Source organism: Aerococcus urinaehominis (assembly GCF_001543245.1).
Taxonomy (GTDB): domain Bacteria; phylum Bacillota; class Bacilli; order Lactobacillales; family Aerococcaceae; genus Aerococcus; species Aerococcus urinaehominis.
Genome location: NZ_CP014163.1, coordinates 674877 through 700299 on the forward strand (window position 1 = coordinate 674877; position 25423 = coordinate 700299).

General features: G+C 44.7%; 10 protein-coding genes. 1 reads left to right on the top strand and 9 read right to left on the bottom strand.

Features of this window, described 5'->3' with window-relative positions; genetic code table 11:
• Positions 1–770: 770 nt before the first annotated feature.
• The 7 genes from coaBC to ilvB form a co-directional block, all read right to left on the bottom strand.
• The gene (gene coaBC / locus AWM75_RS02945; RefSeq protein WP_412459297.1) at positions 771–1967 is read right to left on the bottom strand and encodes a bifunctional phosphopantothenoylcysteine decarboxylase/phosphopantothenate--cysteine ligase CoaBC; all 1197 of its coding nucleotides are present in this window, start codon (positions 1965–1967) and stop codon (positions 771–773) included.
• A 190-nt stretch (positions 1968–2157) separates the two neighbouring features.
• Positions 2158–9273 carry a G5 domain-containing protein gene (locus AWM75_RS02950; RefSeq protein ID WP_074572677.1) on the bottom strand — a complete coding sequence of 2372 codons (7116 nt, stop codon included), beginning with the start codon at positions 9271–9273 and terminating at the stop codon, positions 2158–2160.
• Positions 9274–9572: 299 nt separating this feature from the next.
• Positions 9573–15989 carry a YSIRK-type signal peptide-containing protein gene (locus AWM75_RS02955; RefSeq protein WP_067978032.1) on the bottom strand — a complete coding sequence of 2139 codons (6417 nt, stop codon included), beginning with the start codon at positions 15987–15989 and terminating at the stop codon, positions 9573–9575.
• Positions 15990–16318: 329 nt separating this feature from the next.
• Entirely contained in the window at positions 16319–17578 is a 1260-nt protein-coding gene (ilvA, locus tag AWM75_RS02960) for a threonine ammonia-lyase IlvA (protein ID WP_067978034.1), read from the bottom strand.
• A gap of 213 nt (positions 17579–17791) precedes the next feature.
• Entirely contained in the window at positions 17792–18802 is a 1011-nt protein-coding gene (gene ilvC / locus AWM75_RS02965; protein WP_067978036.1) for a ketol-acid reductoisomerase, read from the bottom strand.
• 58 nt (positions 18803–18860) lie between these two features.
• Positions 18861–19115, bottom strand: coding sequence for an ACT domain-containing protein (locus AWM75_RS02970; RefSeq protein ID WP_067978039.1), 255 nt, complete (start codon positions 19113–19115; stop codon positions 18861–18863).
• Positions 19115–20815 carry a biosynthetic-type acetolactate synthase large subunit gene (ilvB, locus tag AWM75_RS02975; protein WP_067978040.1) on the bottom strand — a complete coding sequence of 567 codons (1701 nt, stop codon included), beginning with the start codon at positions 20813–20815 and terminating at the stop codon, positions 19115–19117. The genes AWM75_RS02970 and ilvB overlap by 1 nt, the downstream gene beginning before the upstream one ends.
• Positions 20816–21168: 353 nt before the next feature.
• Here ilvB and AWM75_RS02980 point away from each other — a divergent pair, with 353 nt between their 5' ends.
• A complete protein-coding gene (locus AWM75_RS02980; RefSeq protein WP_067978041.1) occupies positions 21169–21984 on the top strand; it encodes an ABC transporter ATP-binding protein in 816 nt (271 codons plus the stop codon).
• Positions 21985–22111: 127 nt separating this feature from the next.
• Here the strand turns inward: AWM75_RS02980 and thrC are convergent, their stop codons facing one another.
• Positions 22112–23593, bottom strand: coding sequence for a threonine synthase (gene thrC, locus AWM75_RS02985; protein WP_143236710.1), 1482 nt, complete (start codon positions 23591–23593; stop codon positions 22112–22114).
• A gap of 622 nt (positions 23594–24215) precedes the next feature.
• Positions 24216–25391 carry an IS256 family transposase gene (locus AWM75_RS02990; RefSeq protein ID WP_067977262.1) on the bottom strand — a complete coding sequence of 392 codons (1176 nt, stop codon included), beginning with the start codon at positions 25389–25391 and terminating at the stop codon, positions 24216–24218.
• Positions 25392–25423 lie beyond the last annotated feature (32 nt).

Below are 25423 nucleotides of genomic sequence, written 5' to 3' on the forward strand. Positions count from 1 at the left end.
GATTTCGTGGGATTAGATGTGGTGATTGGGCCCCAGTAGCTTAAAACCACCACTTGAGCTACTTCAGCGTCGGAATTACACAAGATTGGCTATCAATTGTGATCCCAAGTAGCTTAACGCCGCCACTTGAGCTACTTCAGAAGCAGGACTAACTCGAACTAGCGACTGTACCGGGTCCCAAGTAGCTTAACGCCGTCACTTGAGCTACTTCAGCGTCGGAATTACACAAGATTGGCTATCAATTGTGATCCCAAGTAGCTTAACGCCGCCACTTGAGCTACTTCAGAAGCAGGACTAACTCGAACTAGCGACTGTACCGGGTCCCAAGTAGCTTAACGCCGCCACTTGAGCTACTTCAGCGTCGGAATTACACAAGATTGGCTATCAATTGCGATCCCAAGTAGCTTAACGCCGCCACTTGAGCTATTTCAGAAGCAAGACTAACTCGAACTAGCGACTGTACCGGGTCCCAAGTAGCTTAAAACCACACTTAAGCTACTTCAGCGTCGAAATTACACTGGATTGGCTGTCGTTCGTAATCTCAGGTAGCTTAACACCACCATCTAAGCTATTTGCCTAGAGCGCAAGTCCACCTGCTCCCCCCAAAGGTCAAAATAAAAGAGCCTGGGACATAAGTCCCGGGCTCTCGCTATTATAGGAACATTAGTAGCATGGTCGCGTTCTGAGCAGCTGAACTAGCTGTCAATTCGTAAACTAGGGCAGCAGTTCAAAGCGCTACTCGTCACACCCTCCTAATTTTGTTTAAGTCATCACTTCATATGCTTAAAAATCTGGGCGGCTAGACCATACTTGGACTGCTGGTCAATTTTGACCTGGCCAGTTTCGGTAATCAGGTAGGCGGCATTGTCATCCGCTCCAAAACCGATACCTGCCTGGCTGACATCATTAGCAACAATCATATCAGCTCCCTTTTTCACCAGTTTAGCCCGGCCGTAGTCCAAGACATTTTGTGTTTCCGCTGCAAAACCAATGGTATAGCGGTCAGTTTTATCTAAGCTAGCTAAAATGTCCGGATTCTCCACCAACTCAATGGTCATCTCCCCACTGGCGCGCTGGTCATCGGTCTTTTTCATTTTATGGTCAGCAGGATTCTTGGCTCGATAGTCAGAAACAGCTGCTGCCATGACGACAATATCAGCCTCCGCCGTCATCATGGTCTGGTAAAGCTGGCGGGCGTTTTGAACATCAAGGCAAGTAATTTGTGGTAAAACCGGCAAGTCTTTAGCCGATGGTGTCCGTACCAGGGTGACCTCAGCCCCTAATAGACTGGCTACATGAGCAATGGCCAGACCCATCTTTCCGGAAGAGCGGTTGGAAAGATATCTAACTGGGTCCAAAGGCTCCTGGGTACCGCCGGCAGATATAATCACTCGCTGACCCGAAAGTGCATCAACAGGCACGCCCGCCTCATTAATGGCTACTTGGGCCTGGACAGCGGCCAATATTTGGTCCGTTTCTGGCATGCGCCCTTGGCCTTGGTAGCCCTCAGCTAAGAAGCCATAAGCCGGCTGGATGACTTGGACACCATCGGCTTGCAATTGTTTGATATTGGCCTGGGTGCGCGGATTCTGCCACATTTTTTCATTCATGGCTGGCACAACGATTTTTGTCTTATTAAAGGCCAGCCAGGTAGCCGTTAACTCATTATCCGCCAAACCATGGGCAAATTTAGCCAGGGAATTAGCTGTTGCCGGCACCACTAACAACAAATCAGCCCAGTCAGCCAGGTGAACGTGGCCAACCGGATCAGGATAGTCAGCTTGGTCAAGTAGGACAGGATACTTGGTTAAGGTTGCCAAGGTAAAGGGGGTGGTGAACTGGCAGGCAGCCTGGGTCATGACTACCCGCACCTCAGCTCCAGCCTTGATCAGTTGGCGGGCAAAGTTGGGAATTTTATAGGCCGCCACCCCACCAGTAATGGCTAAAATAATTTTCTTGCCGTTCAGCATGTTACAGCTCCTTTGTCTCTTTTAGGCTAAGTATAGCACACCCCCTAGTGGGTCCAAAAGCTAGCTTGCGATCATATCTATATTTTTATCTTTTTATCTAAAAAATAAAAGGCGGTCAGCCACACGGGGTGGTTGACCGCCTTTTTAGGCATTAATAAGCTTTTATCCTAATTTCATGCTAGATTTTTTAGTCTTCTTTACGACGACCTTTCAGCGCAAATACTGAACCAAGTCCAGCCAAGGTAAAGGCTAATAGACTTGTTGAAGCGGTCGCACCTGTCGCTGGTAGTTGATTTTGACCATCAGCTGGGTGGTTTTCTGGTCGGTCAGTCGTTTGTCTTTGTTGCGGCGACTTATCATGACCAGTTTCAGCATCTTCAGTTTGCGGTAGTTTATCTTGGCCTGGAACTAAGTGATCTGGCTGATTTGGTTTTTCAGCATCACCAGTTTCTGGCTGATTAGGCTTGTCAGGTTGGCCTGGTTGCAACGGCTTCTCAGGCGTTTTGTCGCCTGGCTTATCTTCACCTGGTTTGTCCTTGCCTGGCTTGTCTTCACCCGGTGTGTTCTCGCCTGGTGTGTCCTTGCCTGGCTTATCTTTGCCTGGTGTATCCTTGCCTGGTTCATCTTTACCTGGTTTATCTTCACCCGGTGTGTTTTCACCTGGCTTATCTTCACCTGGTGTGTCCTTGCCTGGCTTATCTTCACCTGGTGTGTCCTTGCCTGGTTTGTCTTCACCTGGCTTGTCTTCGCCTGGTTTGTTCTCACCTGGTGTGTCCTTACCTGGCTCGTCCTTGCCTGGTTTGTTCTCACCTGGCTCATCCTTGCCCGGCTCATCTTTGCCTGGTTTGTCAGGGGTTTCACACTTGCCACAGTTTACTTCAACAATCATATCGCGACCTTCAGTGATTACTGTCGTCTTACCATCCCTAGTTTCAGTGACACGTTTTTCACCTGGGTCAACAACTTTGACCTCACCTGGTTTCAAGTCCTTATTATAGCGCACTTGGATACCAGGAACTTCTTTGATGGTCTCGACTGGGACTTCCTTAATGATTTCCTTGATGACTTCAACCACTTTGGTGTCAGCAGGGATTTCTTTAACGACTTCCTTAATCACTTCGACAGGCACTTCCTTGATGATTTCAACCACCTTGGTGTCGGCAGGAACTTCCTTGACGATCTCTTTAACCACTTCGACAGGGACTTCCCTAACGATTTCCACAATACGGGTCACTGGGACTTCCTTAATCAATTCTTTGATTGATTCTTGCGGTACCACTTTGACAACTTCGTTGATGATTTCAACTAGTTTTTCTTGAGGCACTGCTTTGATAATTTCTACCACTTTCTCAACTGGTAGTTCTTTAATCGTTTCTTGCAGTTTCTCAGTCGTCACACCCTTGGTTCCCACACGGATAATCCGGTCTTGTGGCTTAGTGATAACTTGAGTAGCTGTTTGTTTGTCTTGCGGCACGCCGTTAACAACTGCTTGGGTCACCATTTCCTTGGTTTGACCGTTGATACCAGCTTGTACTTCTTCGACCTTACCAGCTTCTAGCGTGTCATCAAAAATGACTTGGGTCTTATAAGCCTGTTCAGAAGTCGTTTCGTGGCTAAAGTTACCGTTGTATCCAGATGGATCCTTAGTGCCAACAACAATCTGTTGTTTAGCCGGCGTTACTAGTGTTTCTTCAGTAGCGATAATCTTGCCATCAACTAGCTTAGCAGTCACCTTAGATTCAACCTTACCTGGGGTCACCTGACCAGTTTCGACAAAGCCTTTGTCCTTGGTGTTATCGTAAACATACTCGATTTCAACTGGGATGTCTTTGTTGATTGGTGTTTCAGTGCCTTCAGGAATTGGGCAAGTTCCTGGTTTCTTACCAACTCTAACTACACGTTTTTGAGCAGGTGTTTCTTGAATCACTTTAGACTTCAATTCACCATCGGCTTGGCCATTCTTGACCGCTTGGGTGTACTTGGTTGTCTTAGTACCCTTGGCACCTGGTTGGTCAACCACAATAGTTCCCGCATCAAGGGTCTCATCTTCAATGATTTCCACTTCAAAGGCTAGGTCTTCAGTGACTTCATGGCTAACCTCGCCGGTGAAGTCCTTGTTGCCGACCTCAATAATATGTTTCTTAGCTTGTTTAGTTGTTTCAACTTTCGGCTCGCCAACTACCTTAGAGTTCTCGATGGTACCTGTGGTTGATTTCTCACCCTTCTCGCCTTGTTGAACAACCTTGTGTTCGCCCTTAGCTAATGCTTCATTTACGCGAACTTCCACTTCAAATGGTACGTCTTCCTTGTGAGTATAAGTGCCATCTGTCTTGGCGCCAATTCTGACAATTTTCTTAACTGGTGCCTTGGTTTGCTTAGTCTCACCTGGAGTTGATGATTCAACTTTACCATTCTTGATGGTGTGGGTTGTGGTTGTTGATTCTTCACCTAGAACGCCTTCTTGGTCAACAACTTCCTTACCTGGTTCAAGCGTAGGATCGACCTTGTATTCCACTTCGTATGGAATTGGGTTCTTATCAACCGTTTCGAAGGTGCCGGTGAAGTCCTTAGTACCGACAATAATCTTCTGCTTAGCAGGGGTTACCACTTTTTCTTCGGTGGTTGTGATTTCACCTGTCTTTGGATCGTATTTATTAACGACCTTAGTTTCTACCTTGCCTGGTGTGTATTCACCCTTTTCAACTGTACCCTTGTCTTTGGTTGCATCGTAAACATATTCAACCTCAGCTGGTACTTCTTCGCTTAGGTTCTTGCTGTTTTCGACTGGCGCTGTACCGACATGGATCACGTGTTCAGTTGGATCAGTTGTTGCGATTACTTCAGACTTCATGTCGCCTGAAGCTTGACCGTTAACAACATCTTGGCTGTACTTGGTGGTCTTAGAACCGGCCTTACCTTGAGTTTCAACCCGGCTAGTGCCTGGTTTCATGGTAGCATCTTCAACGATACGAACAGTGTACGGCACTTCTTCCTTGACTTCGTGCGTCACTGTACCGGTGAAGTCCTTAGCTCCTACTTTAATGATTTGCTTAGCAGGGGTTACTTCCTTAACCTCTTCGGTTACAACTTTACCATCAACGATCTTGTTGACTAGCTTAGAAGTTACCTTACCTGGAACTAAGTCGCCTGTTTCAACTTTTCCTTTTTCAAGGTTTTCGTCAGTGACGTATTCGATTTCAACGTTAACATTTTCGTTGACTTCGTGGGTATTACCTTCAACTGGCTTAGTACCGACTTCAATAATGTGTTTCTTAGGTGCCTTAGTTTGGTTTTCAGTGGTCTTCAATTCGCCATCTGCTTGACCATTCTTAATCGCTTGGGTATAAGTGACTTCCTTCTCGCCCGCTTCGCCTTGTTGCTTAACATTCTTAGTACCGACAAGTAAGTTTGGATTTTCAACGATCTCAACTTCAAAAGGAATTTCCTTCTTATCAGTATGAGTCACTTCGCCAGTGAAGTCCTTGTTACCTACTTTGATAATAGCCTTGGTTGGTTGGGTTTCAGTGACTTCTGGGTTTCCTTGAATTTCAGAGTTTTTAATGGTCCACTTAGTTGTTCGAGTTCCCTTTTCGCCCGCTACTTCTATTTCATACTTACCTGCTTCGATGTTAGGATCGTATTTCACTTCGTAATCAAACGGAATATCTTCTGTATGAGTATGAGTGCCTTCGGTCATTGAACCAACCTTAATCACTTGAGTAACTGGGTCTTTGGTTTGTTGCTTGTTAACAACTTGGTCACCCTTAGTACCATTAGTGAAGGATTGGGTAACGGTTGTTGTTTCTTCGCCTAGTACACCTGGTGTAGTAATTTCAGAGGTACCAGCCTTCATATTTGGATCGAATTCAATCTTGGTTTCAAACGGTACTGGTGACTTATGCTCATACTTAAACTCGCCTGTATAATCTTTTGTACCAACAGTGATTACTTTAGTTACTGACGGTTTAGTCTCAGTTGTTGTTGTATTTCCTGTTGTAAGATTACCATCAGTAGAAGATACATCCGTTGATTGAGTTTCTTCTCCGGCTATGCCACCTTCTTCATGGATGTAACCTATAGGCTTAGTCTTATCATAGACAACTTTAACATCGAATGGTTTCTTATTAGTTGTTTCAACTGTTGTTGAACCTTCTAAAGGCTTAGTTCCAACATACACAATATGATCTTGTGCCTGGGTTAATTCACGTAAAGATTCATCTTCAACGAGATCACCTTGTGGTTGACCGTTTTCAATATGTTGTTTATAAGTACGTTTGATAGTACCAGCCTTGCCTTGTTGATGTACTTGGTGGGTGCCTTTTGGTAAGTCATCACGTTCTACAATTTGAACTTTAAATGGTGTTTCTTCTGTTGTAGTGTGCGTAATATTCCCTGTAAAGGCTTTATCTCCAACAAGAACTACAGCGTCTTCAGCTGGGGTGGTGTTAGTTGTAGGCTCTCCTACTACTTGCGAATTTTCAATCTTCCAAGTAGTTGTGATTTTACCTGATACACCCTCTTTTTCAACACGATACTCACCTGGTTTAAGGGACTTATCAACTTTCACTTGAACACCGAAAGGCACGTCTTGAGTATGTGTGTGAACCCCTTCAGTTTTTGTACCTAGAGTAACTTTTCGCACTTGTGGTGCGCGTGTTTCTTCTTGTTTAACAGTCATTTCTCCTGTTTCTGGATTAAGCGTTGAGGTAACAGTTACTTGTCCGTTAATACCTGTTTGAGTTACTTCCTCTTCCCCTGCTTTTTTATTAGGGTCAAAGGTATACTCTGTTGTATAAGGTATTTCTACAACTGCTTGTTTAGGTTTAATACCCACACGGATAACTGCATTAACAGGGTCTTTAACGGTTGACGTTGTAATCTTAGGGTCTTGTGCTTTACCGTTGATAAGAGTTTGCTCAAATAAGGTTTGAGATTTACCAACTTCACCTTTTTTAACAACTTCTTTTGTACCTGTTTCAAGTTCAGGGTCATAGATGACTTCAGTTTCAAACGGAATGTCTGATTCAAAAGTATGATTAACCTTATTTTCAACAGTCTTAAGTGCGTTAAAATAAGCGTTGGTATAGGCAACTTCATTATTGTCGTAATGACTTGTCACCGGAACGGTGATTGTTTCCTCACCTGTAAGTTCAACTCCTGTTGGGACAGTTGCGGCGACTACACCTGTTTGTTCATCAATAGATAATTCCCAAATGTTACCTTTATTATCAATTGCTGTGTTTTGATCTAAGGTATAACGATTTGGTTTTTTCTTATCCGTATCTTTGACAGTTGGTGTTTGTGTCAGTGTTTGACCAGCATAACCGCGTTCAACTCCGTAATTAGGGATTGCTAAATCAGGGTTAACGACTTTGTAGTGGAACCAATGGATGTCTGTTGATCCGTTGGTGTAGGTATATTTAACTGGAAAAGCAATGACGTCGCCTACTTTAGCTGTTTTAGGCACGGATACGCTAATTTGTGTGCCAGCATTGTCTAAAAGTTTGACGTCGAAGCCTTCTGGAATACCCGTTTTATCAATTTCTACTTTGACACGGCCTTCTTCGACCATCGCTTTATAGTCGTCAGCAGTTTTCGATGCTGGATTTTCCGGATCTTTGGTATTTTCCATAGCGATAATTTTAGCATCACCTGGGTTGAGTTCGCCAAAAGTTTCGCCTTTTGGAATACCGTCGTTAAATTTAGCATCGTGGAAGCGTGTATCATCTAAACCTAATGCTACTTCACCTAAGAAGTTGTAGTGGTCATAACGATCAATTCCTTGGAGATCAATTTCTACTTCTTTACCGTCATGGTTAATTACGCGTGTACCAGCACCTGTTGGGGTGTAAAAGGTATCGCCAAATTCATTATTTTCTCTAACAATTGCTTCAAACTCAGCCAGCGTTCTAGGTCGTGCAAAGAAGCGAACATTTAGGCTTTGAATCGCTTTTTGGTCTTTGTTAAAACGAGATCCCTCTTGGAGAGCGCCTTTAGGAAGAGTTACGAAAATTTTACCTTGGTCATCAAGTCTGACTCTAGCTTCTTGGACCACTTCCCCATCTGGCCAGTAAACTTGACCAACTAGACGTTTTCTAGCGTTTTTATCTAAATTTTTAATGCCAATGCCTTCAAGTTCGATTTCTTGACCTTGGACGACATTCTGCGGGTTTAGAGTAGATGACGAACCTTCGACTTGAATAGTCCCTAGCGTATCATTTTCGTTTGGATAGGGATTGACTTTAAAAGTTACTCCAAAATTAGAAGAATCTGGGAATAAGAGCTTTTCGTTTGGATGTTTCCTAGTATACTTATCCCGCCAACCGACAAGGGTTAACCCTTGATTTAAATAGTTATTGATATAGGTGAGATCTTCTCGGGTAAAAATAACATTGAAGCCAGCTTGTCTACCAGCTCTTACTTCAGCAATAGCTTTAGGTTGATAAGTGGCACTTAATTTTTGACCCTCTCTATCTTCAAACAGGAGTTCAACACCTTCTTTTAAAGCAGATAAGCGCTTACTTTCAACAGGAGCCCCCCTGCGAGTGTCTGTTACAAAGATATTCGTAAATGTCCGTTGGCCAGTTCTCTTATCGATTCGAATATCAATCCCGTATTCATATATATCCTTAGATTCTGAAGTAGGATTTAATACTGTAAAAGAAAACCCTTCTTTTTCGACCTTATCAGACGGCGTTACTCCAGAGTTATCCTCGCCACGCATATCTTTTCCAATCCCGGCACCATCTTCCATTTGGTCGCTACGGTAGCGTTCTGACTCGGAATAGTCTTTAATTTGCTTTTCGTCTAAGTCGTAGTTCGGTTGAGCGTCAGCAGTAGTGGCAGTTGTATCTGCATTATCTCCTGCAGCTGCATTAGCTGGCTCAGCCGTATTCACCGCTTCATTCAATGGCACTGAATCAGCTGCATTTGCTCCGTCTCCAGCTACCGGTGCATTATCAGGCGTAGGTGCTGTGTATAGAGCAACTGCCGGGCTGGCTGAACTAGCGGGTTCATTTCCAGCAGAATTAGGCAAGCTGGTATTAACTGGTTGGCCAGGCAGGTCCTGATTTCCTGCATCTGCTGCTAGCGGGCTGATGACTGCCGGTTCGGCAGGCGTTGCTGGCCCTGCTGGTGGCTGTTCATTAGCTGCTGGCGTGTGGCCGGCATCAGCAGTTGGCTCATGGTTATCGCTGGTTGCGGCCTGAACAGTTTGGACCTGTCCAGCCAAAAAAGCCGCAATCGCAACACTAGCCACGCCTAGCGTTGTTTTCCTAATTGCGTATCTATAATTCTTTTCCACTTTGATTTCACCTCAAAAAATAAAACAATTAAGTATATAAATAAAACATTTCGATTTTAAATTAAATATTAAATACTGAGCGTATTATACCAATAACCACCCAAAAAAGCTAGATTCCGCGAAATAAAGAACATTATTGATTGTTCTTTTTTTATAATCACTTGTCAGCTAATATAACTATTTTAGTTCACTGGTGAGCACGTAAGCATCCCATACACCTCATATAAAAAAGCCCCACATTATATTTTGTGGGGCTTCTTTAGCTATCTGTCTATAAGTGAGTCAACCATCACGAGGGATTAATCTTCTTTCTTACGACGACCAGCTAGGGCAAAGACTGAACCAAGACCCGCAAGCGTCAAAGCAAGATAGCTCATTGATACCGCACCTGTGCTAGGTAGCTGCTCTTTGACAGCTGAATCAATTGAGGTCGCTGCTTTAGCAGGTTGGCTAGCCTTAGCTGCCGGTTTAACTGGATCAGCGATTCCGGCTTGGTCAGTTGGTTTAGTCTGTCCTTTATCACTTGGTTGAGCAGGATCTTGCGCGTCTGGTTGACCAGACTTATTGTCATCGCGACCAGCTTCGTGACCTACTACCGGAATAGTAATAGTTGCTTGACCACCTGGTAGGTCTTTATCAGTCACAACTACTGTGATTGGACCATCGACCTTAGTACCTGGCGTTACTTCAACCTCACCAGTTGCTGGGTTAATGACTGCTGGGATACTATTACCATCTTCATCCTTGGCGGTCACTGTAGTGTCCTTGTCAGGGTTATTGACGATGATACCTGTACCTTGTTTGTCATCTGTTGGTTGAACTGGCGTAACCTTACTTTCATCAACTGTGGTCTTAGTAGTTGGTGTTGTAGGATCTTGCTTGCCTGGTTGACCAGACTTGTTATCGTCGCGACCAGCTTCATGACCTACTACCGGAACAGTGATAGTCGCTTGTCCACCAGGTAAGTCTTTATCAGTAACAACTACTGTGATTGGACCGTCCACCTTAGTCCCTGGGGTTACTTCAACCTCACCAGTTGCTGGGTTGATGACTGCTGGAACAGGATTACCATCTTCATCCTTGGCTGTCACTGTCGTGTCTTTGTCAGGGTTATTGACGATGATGCCAGTGCCTTGTTTGTCATCAGTTGGTTGAACTGGCGTAACCTTACTTTCATCAACTGTGGTCTTAGTAGTTGGCGTCTCAGTACCTGGTTTGATAGGATCCTGCTTGCCTGGTTGACCAGACTTGTTATCGTCGCGACCAGTCTCATGACCTACTACTGGAACAGTGATGGTGGTTTGTCCGCCAGGTAAGTCTTTATCAGTCACAACTACTGTGATTGGACCGTCGACCTTAGTACCTGGGGTTACTTCAACCTCACCAGTTGCTGGGTTGATGACTGCTGGAACAGTATTACCATCTTCATCCTTGGCGGTCACTTTAGTGTCCTTGTCAGGATTATTGACGATGATACCTGTACCTTGTTTGTCGTCAGTTGGGTTAACTGGTGTAACCTTACTTTCATCAACTGTGGTCTTAGTAGTTGGCGTCTCAGTACCTGGTTTAACAGGGTCTTGCTTGCCTGGTTGACCAGACTTGTTGTCATCGCGACCAGCTTCATGACCTACTACTGGAACAGTGATAGTGGTTTGTCCACCAGGTAAGTCTTTATCAGTCACAACTACTGTGATTGGACCGTCGACCTTAGTACCTGGGGTTACTTCGACCTCACCAGTTGCTGGGTTGATGACTGCTGGAATATCCTTACCGTCTTCATCCTTAGCGGTCACTTTAGTGTCCTTGTCAGGGTTATTGACGATGATACCAGTACCTTGTTTGTCATCAGTTGGGTTAACTGGCGTAACCTTACTTTCATCAACTGTGGTCTTAGCTTCTGGAGTGACTGGGCCTGTTGGCTTGCCGTCGCCATTATCATCCTTGTCTTTTTCATGGTTATTGACAGGAACTTCAACTCGGGCATAACCATTTGGCAACTCAGGGTCGGTAACAACTACAGTGATTGGGCCATCAACATTGGTACCTGGAGTTACTTCAACCTCGCCTGTTTCTGGGTTAATCACTACTGGTACATCTTTACCATCTTCGTCCTTGGCTGATACCTTAGTGTCTTTGTCCGGATGGTTAACGATGATACCTGTACCTTGTTTGTCTTTAGTAGGGTTAACTGATTTGATATTGCTGTTGTCCACAGAAGTTGGGTTGTCATTTTGGTCTTTGGCATGACCATCAACAGGTACTTCAGTTTCTTGCTTACCACCTGGTAATTGAGGATCTTCGACGATTACAGTGATTGGACCATCTACCTTAGTACCTGGTGTTACCTCGACTTCACCAGTTTCTGGGTTGATAACGACTGGAATATCCTTACCGTCTTCATCCTTGGCTGATACCTTAGTATCCGCATCCGGATTCTTAACGATGATACCTGTACCTTGTTTGTCATCAGTTGGTTTAACTGGTTTCACCTGGCTATCATCCACTGATGTGTTGGTGCCGTTGTCGTCTTGGTCATCTTTATGGCCGTTCACTGGGACTTCAAAGCTTTCTTCGCCATTAGCTAAATCTGGATCTTTCACAGTTACCTTGATTGGGCCGTCCACATCAGTACCTGGCGTCACAGAAATCTTACCATCTTGACCGATTTCAACTGGAATATCTTTGCCATCTTCGTCCTTAGCTGAAACGGTGGTATCGGCGCTCGGATTTTCAACGACTAGACCCGTGTCTTGCTTGTCAGCGGTTGGATTAACTGGTTTAACGGTACCGGTAACGTTGGTCTTAACTTCTGGGGTTACTGGACCAGTTGGTTGGCCATTGCCGTTGTCATCCTTACCAACTGTATGACCGTTCACTGGTACATCATAAGTTTCTGCACCGTTTGTTAAGTCTGGATCAGTTACTGTCACCTTGATTGGACCATCGACATCAGTACCTGGCGTCACAGAAATCTTACCGTCTTGACCGATTTCAACTGGAATATCCTTACCGTCTTCGTCCTTGGCTGAAACTGTGGTATCGGCGCTCGGATTTTCAACGACTAGGCCAGTGTCTTGTTGGTCAGCGGTTGGGTTAACTGGCGTAACCGTGCCAGTGACATTGGTCTTAGCTTCTGGGATTACTGGACCGATTGGTTGACCATTACCATTGTCATCCTTATCAACTGTATGACCGTTCACTGGTACATCATAAGTTTCTGCACCGTTTGTTAAGTCCGGATCAGTTACTGTCACCTTGATTGGGCCGTCAACATCAGTACCTGGCGTCACTAGCACCTTGCCGTCTTGACCAATTTCAACTGGAATGTCTTTGCCGTCTTCGTCCTTAGCTGAAACTGTGGTATCAGCACTTGGATTTTCAACGACTAGGCCAGTGTCTTGTTGGTCAGCGGTTGGGTTAACTGGCGTAACTATACCGGTGACATTAGTCTTAGCTTCTGGCGTAACTGGACCAGTTGGTTGGCCATTGCCGTTATCATCCTTGCCAGCTGTATGACCAGTCACTGGTACATCATAAGTTTCTGCACCATTAGTTAAATCTGGATCGGTTACTGTCACCTTGATTGGCCCATCGACATCAGTACCTGGGGTCACTAGTACCTTACCGTCTTGACCAATTTCTACCGGAATATCCTTATCGTCTTCGTCCTTGGCTGAAATGGTGGTATCAGCACTTGGATTTTCAACGACTAGGCCAGTGTCTTGTTGGTCAGCGGTTGGCTCGACTGACTTAACTGTACCAGTCACGTTTGTCTTGGGTGAAGTTGGATTACCATTGTTGTTGTCATCCACACCATTCGTATGGTTGTTGACTGGAACTTCAATCTCCTGCTTACCAGCTGGTAATTCTGGATCTTCAACAGTCACAGTAATCGGTCCATCAACATTGGTTCCTGGTGTTACTTCTACTTCACCCGTGTCTGGATTGATGACTGTTGGGATATCTTTTCCATCTTCATCCTTACCAGATACTTTTGTATCCTTATCCGGATTCTTAACAACAATACCTGTTCCCTGTTTCTTATCTGCAGGGTCCACTGGTGTCACTTGGCTATCATCAACTGAAGTAGCTGATTGATTATCATCTTGACCCTGAGTATGGCCATTGACTGGGACATCAAAGGATTCTTCGCCATTAGCTAAATCTGGATCAGTGACGGTCACCTTGATTGGACCGTCCACATCTGTACCTGGTGTCACAGAAATTTTACCGTCCTGGCCGATTTCAGTCGGAATATCCTTACCGTCTTCGTCCTTGGCAGCAACTGTGGTATCGGTGCTCGGATTTTCAACAACTAGTCCAGTGTCTTGTTTAGCTGCTGTTGGCTCAACTGGCTTAACTGTACCAATAACGTTGGTCTTAGCTTCAGGTTTAGCTGGATTAATTGTCACTGGCACATTTAATTTATCGGTAGACCCGTCTGGATAGGTTACTGTCACTGGCACATTAGTTGTCCCAACTGTACTTCCATCTGGCAATTGACTCGGGTTATCAACTGAAACGGTTGGAGTTTGCCCTGGATATTTAGGATTTTCAGTATAGTTTGGAACAGTAACAGACTTCTTAACTTCGTCTTCAGTAACAGCTTGGCCCTGGTCTTTAGTGACAGGATTTGCCACAGGGTTGTAAGAATCTGCCTCTTTAGCAGTCTTTTCAGTAACCACTACAGGCACTGTCACTACCTCTGAACTGGTATCAGGGTAAGTCACGCGAACACGACCAGTGACTGGCACATCATTGCCTTGGTCATCTTTAGTAGTTACCTTGCTGACGTCTGGAGCAGTTTCCCAGGCAAAGGTGGTTCCTTCCGGTAATTCCGCTTTATTGGTAATACCAGCATCTGCTTCCGGCACAGTACCAACTTCAGTGGTTACTTGCTGAGTAGTTGGTTCATTGGTGCTGGCTTGGCTTAATTCATAGTAAGAATCAAAGTAAGCATTAGCATAAGAATTAACTAGACGCTTAGGTGCTGCCCCATTATCTGCATAAGGTATTTGACCATTTAGCGGACCACCTGGTGTATCAACAAAATCAGCTTCCAGCCACGATTCAAATAAGAGTTTATTCTTATTTTGCTTGGTATATTCAGCTAAAGCATTGGCAATGTCTGTGATACTTGCGCCTTCAACCAGCGGATAGACAATCGAATAAGTTCTTGGTTGACCAATTGTCCCTTCAAATACTTTACTGTCTAAATTCTTTTGCGCATTTTTTAAGGCAGCGATTTGTTCTTGACGGTTATTTGGATCTGCCTGGGTAATCGAAATAGCCGGTGTCCTGGATGAATCGACTAAGCCTGTATCATCCATCACTAATGGAATAGGGTCAATCGGCTCATTAAGAGAATTTCTAAACAAGTTCGGATTAGATGTATCGTTCATCACACCTAACTTCACACCGTTCGGGTCAACATATTGAACCAATACTTTTGGAATCTGTTCCTTAACATAAAGTGCCCAGTTATAGTTAGACTGTAACATATTTTGAGGCGGGTAGTTGATGGTGTGGCGAGAAATAATTGAGTTGCTATCCTGATCATAATAAACACTTTGTCCGATACCATTGGTAGTAAAAAGACCATCAGCAAAGCGTGATTCACCAGCAGCACCAGATGTTCTGTTCGGGGCAAATAATTCTGGATTTTTAGCTGGATCTGGATTGTTTGGGTTGTTAGCTAAGATAAAGCTATTATCAATCGAGCGACTTTCAACTAGGTTGAATTCGTTACCAGCTCCACTACCTGTCACCATACCGACAGTAAACGGTAAAGGTGTATTTGCTAAGCCTAGACTATCTAATGTTACACCCTCTTTAAGGGTAATACGTACATCAACAGGCGATAAAGATCCTTCGATTCCCGCCTTCAAGTTGGCGTTAGTCAAAGGCATGGTCCAATCGCGGCCACTTTCGTTGCTAGACCATACTGTCGTACCTAAAGGCCCGTTTCCATCAGTTGTCTCAATACTGGCAATATTCTTATAAAACTCTGGGTTAGCAAAGCCAATGACATAACGCCCAGGATATTTGGTTCCCTCTACTGTTCCCCAACGAGAAGCCGCACCTCCCTGAGGCCAGAAACGTAGGGCTAAGTCTATTTTTCCACTGCTACTATCGACCGGACGTACCTCAGCCGTATTGAAACGAATAGGTCCCGCTTCACCTTGGTCATATGTCTTCTCCCCAAAAGTTTCCTCTCGGAAAGGAATTTCTTGTTCTAATTCTGCTGTTTGTGCTTCATTTGCTGCTGGATTGTCAGCCGCCCGGGTACCAGTTTCTAAATCTGTATTATTGGTTGGGGCTGCATACAGCATAACTCTGTTGGCATCTGGTTGAGCATCTTCCTCAATAGTCGAGTCTGTATTCTCTCCTACTTTCTCAGAGAAACTACCCTCAACCGGTTGTCCAACTGATTCAACTGGTACTTCGTTAGCCTCAGTTGCTGGATTAATAGTTGTTTCTGGCTCTGGTTGCGTCATTGCTTCACCAGCAGGTTCAGTTTCAACTGCTTCTGCTGTTGTTTCGCTCACACTTGCTTCAGTGCTAGCTGCTTGGGCAACCTGTTCCTGACTAGCGAATAGGATACCTGCTGCAACTGCAACCGAGGCAACGCCGACGCTCAGCCGTCTGATTGAATATTTAAACACTTTTTGCCCCATCTTTTCCTGACGGAGCTGGTGATTGTTTTTACCTACCAAAATATTGGCCTCCTTAATCATTAATGCATAAAAACAAAATCCTACACCCACACGTGTAGATAGAAATAGTGTAATCCATAAGTTTTTATTAAGCTAGACCAATATGTGCTTTTACGATAAAAAAGAACATTTTTAGATAAAGTTGAGAGTTTTCAGACTTTTTCGTGTATTTACCTAAAAAAAATAGCTACTTACTACCAAGTTTGCATTAGTAATTGTGCTACAAAAAAACTATTGTACTTTTTAAGCAAGGCTAAATGGCAACAGAAAAACCTCCCAAACAACTATGTCTTAACACAAGTTATTTGAGAGGTTGTTTTCAATATAGCCTATACCAAGAACTGATAAAGGGTATCATTTTCCTGCAAGTTAATATAATTAGGGTCAAACTCCGCCATCCGTTCTAACAGTCCTGGCAGGTTCTGATGGTCGCCCAACTGGACGCCCACTAATACTGGGCCAGACTCCTTGTTAGACCGCTTAGTATATTCAAAACGGGTAATGTCGTCATCAGGGTTGAGGGTGTAATTTAAGAATTCACGCAGCGCCCCAGCTCTTTGCGGGAAGTTCACCACAAAGTAATGGAGGATGCCTTCATACATGAGGGCCTTTTCTTCGATTTCTGCCATCCGTTTGATGTCGTTATTACCACCGGAAATCACACAAACGACCGTCTTGCCCTTGATTTGGTCCTTCATTAATTCGAGACCAGCTACTGATAGGGCCCCGGAAGGCTCAGCCACAATGGCTAGTTTGGTATAGAGCTCCAAGATGGTGGCAGCAATTTGCCCTTCTGGCACTGATAGATAGTCATCTACGTAAGCCTCAGTATTAGCAAAGTTGAGGTTACCCACGCAGGCCACTGCGGTCCCGTCCGCAAAGTGGTCAACATGGTCTAACTCAACCGGGTGACCCGCTTGGTGGGCGGCGACTAGGGATGAAGCCCCGGTCGGTTCAACGGCTACCACCTGGCTGGTTGGCATGGCCTCATGAACATAGGCGGACACCCCAGCGACCAAGCCACCTCCACCAACTGGTACCATAACATAGTCGGCTTGTTCGCCTTCAGCCACCAGGTCCTGGTGGATTTCAACGGCTAAGCTCCCTTGGCCAGCAATGACATTGCGGTCATTAAAGGGTTCGACAAAGGTTAGACCGTTCTGGCTGGCATAGTCATGGGCAGCTTGGCTGCAGGCATCAAAGGTGTCTCCTTGGATCATAATGTTGACATAGTCACCACCAAAATACTTGACCTGGTCTATCTTCTGGTTGGGCGTGGTATTGGGCATAAAAATGGTCGCCTGGACTTGCTTCTTGTGGCAGGTATAGGCCACCCCCTGGGCATGGTTACCGGCTGAGGCACAAATAACCCCTCGATCCAGGGCTGCTTGGTCCAACTGATCAATGGCATAGTAGGCCCCTCTTAATTTAAAAGAGCGGACAATTTGTAGGTCCTCACGCTTGAGATAGATATTGGCGTCGTATTTACTAGATAGGTAGGAAGAGTGCTGGCAAGGCGTTTGGGCCACAACTGGCTTTAAGGTCTTGTAGGCAGCAAGCACATCATCTTTGGTGACTAAGTCAGACATATGGGTCATCCTTTCATTCATTTATTAGGCAAAAACGAGCCTGGGACATAAATCCCCGGCTCTCACTATTATACGAATATTAGTATCATAGTCGGGCTCCAAAAGTCAGGGCTGACGTGCGTTTCCCAAAATCCTCCGATATCTTTCAGATATCATCGGCTTTTGGTCCAACGATTCAGCCCTAAGCGACTTTTGTCACACCCTCGAAAGGCATTAGTTACGGGTGTCAACTGCGTTTTCTTTAACGAATGGCATCATTTCACGTAGTTCAGCACCAACTTTTTCGATTTGGTGACCTTGTTCTGCTTCACGCATCTTGTGGAATTCTGGGAAACCATTCTTGTAGTCATCAGTGAAGCGTTTAGCGAATGAACCGTTTTGGATATCGGTTAACACGTCTTTCATATGAGCCTTAGTTTCTTCAGTAATCACGCGTGGGCCTGATACATAGTCACCAAACTCAGCGGTGTTAGAGATTGAGCGACGCATGTGTTCCATACCACCCTCATACATCAAGTCAACAATCAATTTCATTTCATGTAGGACTTCGAAGTAGGCAATTTCTGGTTGGTAACCCGCTTCAGTTAGGGTTTCGAAACCGGCTTGGATTAAGTGCATAGCACCACCACATAGGACAGCTTGCTCACCGAAGAGGTCAGTTTCTGTTTCTTCTTTAAAGTCAGTCTCTAAGAAGCCAACTCGGCCAGCACCGATTTGGTTAGCCCATGACATGGCGATGTCACGTGCGTTGCCAGTCGCATCTTGGTAGACTGCAAATAATGATGGGACTGCTGAACCTTTAACGAATTCACGACGTACTAAGTGCCCTGGACCTTTAGGGGCTACCATGAAGACATCGATATCGGCAGCTGGTTCAATGGTTTGGAAGTGGATGTTGAAACCATGACCAAAGGCAATGGCATTACCAGCTTCTAGGTTAGGGGCGATTTCATTTTCATAAGTTTCCGCTTGGGTTTCGTCAGGTGTTAAAATCATGACAATGTCAGCAGCCTTAGCAGCATCGGCAACAGATTTCACTTCGAAACCATCCTTGCGAGCCCGGTCAGCTGATGAGCCTTCGCGGATGCCGATAATCACATCATTACCGTTATCACGTAAGTTTTGGGCATGGGCATGGCCTTGAGAACCATAGCCGATAACCGCAATTTTTTTGCCGTCGAGTGCATCTACTGTAATATCTTTTTCATAATAAACTTTTGCCATAATTTTATTCCTCCTAATAATTCTCTTGTGACGATTTAAATTCCAGTAACCAGGTCAGCTAGACTTGGACACCTTCTGTAATATCTAAAGCATAAATGACATCCACCTGTTTTTCAAGCTGTTTTGTCAGTAAGCGAGCTGCTTCTAAATCTTCAAAACGGATGCCAACAGTGATAATTGATACGCCAGGATCATCGGTCCCAGTCAGGGTCAAGGTATCAATATTGTAGCGCGGGCGCAAAATAACCTGAGTAATTCGATTTAAGACCCCGGGCCGGTTAGCAACGCGGGTTTGGATTAAACGGTAAAGCATTACTCAATCCCCTCCATCTCATTATTGGCCTTGCCAGGCGCAATCATTGGCAGTACGGTTTCATATTTATCAATCATAACTTCCAAGACGTAGGCGCCATCGTAATCTAACATGGTATCGATAGCAGCCTGCATATCAGCTGGGTCAGTTACTCGAGCCGCTTTTACACCTAGAGCTTCGCTGAGCTTGACAAAGTCCGGTAGGCCAGGACCAAATTCTGAATGTGAATAGCGGTCATCATAAAAGGCTTGTTGCCACTGGTGGACCATACCCAGCACGGTATTGTTGAGGATAATAAACTTAGGTTTAATATCATAGTGCTGGATAATATTCAATTCTTGGTTGGTCATTTGGAAGCCACCATCGCCAACAATACCAACGACAGTCTTGTCTGGTTCACCAAAGGCCGCCCCAATCGTAGCTGGGACGCCGAAGCCCATGGTCCCCAAGCCTCCAGAAGTAATCAATTGAGCTGGATGCTTATAAGGGTAGAATTGACCTGCCCACATTTGGTGTTGGCCAACGTCAGTGACGATATAGGCTTCACCTGCAGTCCGCTCGCCTAAATACTTGAGTACTTCTTGGGGGCGAATCATGCCGTGGTCACTAGCCGGAATCGGATAAGGATAGCGGTCCTTATTGGCTTGGACATGGTCTAGCCAATCTTGGTTAACCTGGTAGTTGGGCATAGGAATTTGTAACATAATTTGCAGGGCGGTTTTAGCATCAGCCACCACTGGATAATCAGGGCGAACCGTCTTACCCATTTCCGCCGCATCAATATCGATATGGACAATCTTGGCCTCTGGGGCGAAATCATCAGGCTTGGTCGCTACCCGGTCGTCAAAACGTGAGCCAATATTAATGAGGCAGTCACATTCCATCAGAGCCATATTGGAAGCATAGGTCCCGTGCATACCAGCCATACCAGTAAAGAGGTCACTGTCAGCTGGCATAGTTCCTAGGCCCAAGAGGGTTGAAGCAACTGGAATCTGGTAGCGGTTAGCAAACTCTCTCAGGTCTTGGCTGGCTTGACTTTTAGCGACACCGGCTCCCACTAAAATCAGAGGCTTGTGACTATTTTCTAGTACTGTCATAACCTGGCGAATGGCATCCATATCCACTTCTGGATCTGGTTGGTAACCGGGCAAGTCCATATCAACTGATACTTCATCCATGGTCACTTCTTGGACGCCAATATTTTTAGGAATATCAATCAGGACTGGCCCCTTACGACCAGAATTAGCGATATAGAAGGCCTCGGCCACGATGCGCGGGATTTCCCGGGCGTGGCGGACCTGGAAGCAATACTTGGTAATTGGGGTCATGACGCCGATAATGTCGGTTTCCTGGAAGGCATCTTTACCAATCCCATCCTCAGCTACCTGGCCAGTGATTACGACCATGGGGACAGAGTCCATCATCGCTGTCGCCACACCAGTTACGGTATTGGTCGCACCTGGGCCACTGGTCACAATGCATACACCTGTCTTACCTGTAGCTCGGGCATAACCGTCAGCCATGTGGGCTGCACCTTGTTCATGACGGGCCAAAATATGATTTTCTCCTGTTTTAAAGAATTGGTCATAAATATGTAAGACGGCGCCACCTGGGTAACCAAAAATATGGTCGACATTTTGTTCAGCTAAGGCTTCAACTAATAATTCAGTACCGATTTTAACGGTTTTACTTTCTGCCATGTGAGCACCTCTTTCTGGGTTAATATAAAAAATTGAAAAATAAAAGGCTTCCCGGTCAAATGGGAAGCCTTGCCCCATTTGCTTCACAAATAGGACTCGAACAAGTGTCTGTTCCAGTCCCTAGTCAGATAATTAAGACTACTAATTGTGAAGGCAAATGCATGGTTGTCATGATGAATGGGCTCCTTACTTTCAAATCTTTAAAGAGATTGTAACCCCCTAATTAGGGGATGTCAAGCTGTTTTTTAAAAATTCTGACAATTCACCCTATTTATTTTTCCTTTAAGACTTTTGAAAGTTTCTTTTATGGTATGCTAAAGGCAAGCTAATTACTGATAGAAAGTGGTGGTCTCATGACGCATAGCCAGCCCCCGATTATCAAACTCCAGGATGTTTATTTTCTCCGTGCTGACCAGAAAATTCTCCAAGATATTAACTGGACCATCTACCCCGGCCAGCATTGGGCGCTTTTAGGCCTTAATGGATCGGGTAAAACGAGCCTGATGAAGATTTTATCTGGTTACGAGTTCCCCTCTTCTGGCCAAGTAGAAGTCCTGGGCCATATTTTTGGCAAGTCCTCTATTCCTAAATTGAGAGAACGGATTGGCCTGGTTACCAATTGGTTGAGCCAGCAAATGCCTGATTACATGACAGTTGAAGATGTCATTTTAACCGGAAAATTTGCTTCAATCGGCCTCTATCAACCAGTTTCTGACCAGGACCGCCAGGCCGCACGTGTCCTTCTGGACCAGTTTAACTTGGCAGCCTTTGGCCAGCGCCGCCTGTCTACCCTGTCTCAGGGCGAACGCCAAAATATTTTTATCCTGCGCGCCCTTATCACTGAGCCAGATTTACTCATTTTGGACGAACCCAACAATAGCCTGGACCTCTTTGCTAGAGAGCAGCTCTTAGCCTTTATTGAAGATTTAGTTGCCCACCGACCTGGCTTGAGCCTGATGTTGATTACCCACCATACTGAGGATATCACGGCGGCCTTCAACCACTGCCTCTTGTTGCGGGATGGGAAAATTTTTAAACAAGGCCCTAAGGCAGAAGTTTTTAGGCAGGATGTGCTAGCTGATTTTTATGAGCAACCGATTGACATCCGTCCTTATTTGAACCAACGCTTTGAAGTGGTGCCTGATTTTTCGGCATTTGGGGATAGTTAAAAAATGTCCCAGTTAAAGTCTTAGTTGCTAGCTGTTTGCCTGCTAGCAACTTTTAGACAAGTTAAAAAACCGCCCAAGCCTTACTGTGAGCTTGGGCGGTTTTTTAGCCTGCCGGTTTTTTTAGTTGTTATTTGACAGCTAATTCTTTGACATAGCCTTCCATTTGGTCGATAGCAATCACCTGGCGATGACGCATGGGCGCATCTTTTAATTCCTGGATGGCTGGTGGGAATGGTACACCAGTTTCAGCTTGCAAGCGATTCAGCAGCACGTCATCATCTAGACCAAGGGTATCTTGACCGAGCGACTCCAATACAGCGGCCGGGAACTTGTACGGACTGGCCGTTGAAACAATGACACTTGGATTACTTAGCCCTTCAGCTGCCTGGGCCTTGCGGTAGCACTTAGAGGCGACAGCTGTGTGCGGGTCCATGACATAGTTAGCTTCAGCCTTGACCTGGGCAATTTCTGCCATGGTCTCTTGTTCATCCGCATACTGGCCGATAAAGTCGACAAAGTTTTCCTTGGCGTAGGCCGGTAGCTGATAGACACCGTCTTGGTCCAGTCGGGCCATCAATTCTTTCAGTAGTTCGGTATCTTCACCAATAGCGTGGTAGAGCATCCGCTCAAAGTTAGAAGAAATCAAGATGTCCATAGAAGGTGAAATAGTTAACTTGAAATCGCGGTTTTTGTCGTAAGACCAAGCCTTGAAGAAGTCGTACAGCACGGTATTATCGTTGGAAGCACAGACTAGCTTGCCAACAGGCAGACCAATCCGCTTGGCATAATAGCCCGCTAAAATATTACCAAAGTTACCGGTTGGCACAGTGAAATCAACGGCTTGGCTACCATCAACTACACCTTTGGCCACGAGTTGGGCATAGGCATAGAAGTAGTAAACCACTTGCGGCAAGAGACGACCAATATTCATGGAGTTAGCTGATGAGAACTGGCGGTCAGCCATGGCTAATTGGTCTTTTAGTTGATCATCATTGAAGAGGCGCTTCACCTCAGTTTGGGCGTCATCGAAGTTGCCTTCAACCGCTAGCACAAAGGTGTTGTCGCCTTTTTGCGTCAGCATTTGCTTCTCTTGGATAGTTGATACCCCACCATTAGGATAGAAAACAATAATTTTTGTGCCCGGCACATCAGCAAAACCAGCCATAGCGGCCTTACCCGTATCTCCAGAAGTGGCAGTTAGAATAATAATCTCATTATGGTTATCATTCATCTCCGCTGCCTTCTTCATTAAATAAGGCAAAATTGACAGGGCCATATCCTTGAAGGCAATGGTCGCCCCGTGGAAGAGCTCCAAGTGGTAGTTGTCCCCGACTTTAACTAGGGGAGCAATCAGGTCGGTATCAAACTTGTCATCATAAGCTTGGTTGATACAGTCGCGCAGGTCAGCCTCACTGTAGTCAGTCAAGAAGGCGGATAAAACATAGTAGGCCATTTCTTGGTAAGAAAATTGGCTGAGCTGGTCCCAATCAGGCTTTAATTGAGGGAATTCCTGCGGGACAAACAGCCCCCCATCCGCAGCCAGCCCTTGTAAAATCGCTTGCGAGGCGGACACAAGATTCGTCGCATCACGGGTTGATTTAAATTGCATAAGTCTCATTCCTCATCTCATTTTTATTGCTTATATCATAACTGATTAGCCTAATCCTTAGCAAGTCAAGGAAGCACATTCTCTATTTTAGCTTGTTATGGCTTGTTGTGGGAGTTGGGAGCGGGGGAGCGAGTTCATTCTTAGCTAATTTCGATTTTAGATTAATTTGAAAGCCGACTGGAACTGGTGGCTTGCTCATTCTTAGCTAATTTCGATTTAAGAAGACTTTGAGATGGCGACTGGGGATGGTGGTGCATTCATTCTATGCTAACTTCGATTTTAGATTAATTTGAAAGCCCGATTGGATCTAGCAATGTGCTCATTCTATGCTAATTTTAATTTTAGATGAATTTGAGATGACGATTGAGGACGATGGTGCATTCATTCTATGCTAACTTCGATTTTAGATGAATTTGAAAGGCCACTTAGATCTACCAATGCGCTCATTCTATGCTAATTTCGATTTAAGAAGACTTTGAGATGGCGACTGGGGATGGTGGCGAGTTCAATCTCCTCTAATTTCGATTTTAGATTAATTTGAAAGCCCGATTGGATCTAGCAGCAATGTGTCAAGTCCACAATCTTGTGTAAATTATAGAATGTAATTGGTGGGTATAAATATTTAGACTATGTTATTAAAGAATTTATGAGGACATGTCTCCCAATATTCATGCAAATCAAGCAATACACTTCCTATAAGTCGCTCCGCAGCCTCTATATTAGGAAAGAGGCCGACAACTTTCTCTCTTCTTCTAATTTCTCGATTTAGCCTTTCTAGACTGTTAGTTGTTTTCAGTGAAACGCGATAAGGTGTGGGTTCTAATAAGTATGGGATAGCATCTTCGAAGCCTTCCTCTAGCGTATTAACAGCTTTGTCATATTTCTCATTGCCACTAACGTATTCTACAAATTCAAATTTTAACTCTCGCGCTCTTTGTTGACTATCAGCATTAAATATTCTCTTTAGAAGACTTCTCTCATGACTGCAATCCTTTTTTGGAAAATGAGCTAAAATATTACGTAGAAAATGAACCGTACACCGTTGCCAGGTAGTGCCTAAAAATTGATTACTAATCGCTGATTTTAGTCCCTTGTGGGCGTCAGATATAATTAATGTTGGTTTAGTTAGGCCTCTGGCCTTTAAATCAAGGAAGAAGTTCTTCCAGTTTTCTTCTGATTCATTATCAGCAATCATAAAGCCGATAATTTCGCGACGATTATCATCGTTAATACCCTGAGCAATATAAACACCTTTAGAGACAGAACGATGGTTTTCGCGAACTTTAATATACATGGCATCGACATAAACATATCGAAAATTCGTATGTGTTAGGGAACGCCCTTTAAATTCGAAAACAGCAGGGTCCAAGTTTTTATTTACTGAAGAGACAAATGATTTAGAAACACCTTCGCCACAGAGTGTTTCAACAACCTTCTTAATACGGCGTGTTGAGACCCCATTAATATACATTTCGGTTAAAACAGCCACAAAGGCCTTGTCCATACGTTGATATTTATCGAATAGCTTGGTATCAAATTCTCCTGATCGTGTCCGAGGGACATCCAGTTCAACAGTCCCTACCTTTGTTTTAAAGTTTCTTTTATAGGAGCCATTACGATAATCTTTCCGGTCATCTGTGCGCTCATAGCGCTTAGCATTAATAAATTCCTCACGCTCTGCTTGCATATAGGCATTAAAGATGGTTACAGTTAGGGACTTCATCATCTGATCCATATCACTGTTTAGAACTGCCTCTGTAATTTCTTCTAAGTTTAGGGTAATATTTAGTTGAGCCATAATAATCTTCCTTTCAATGTGTTTTAGCCAAT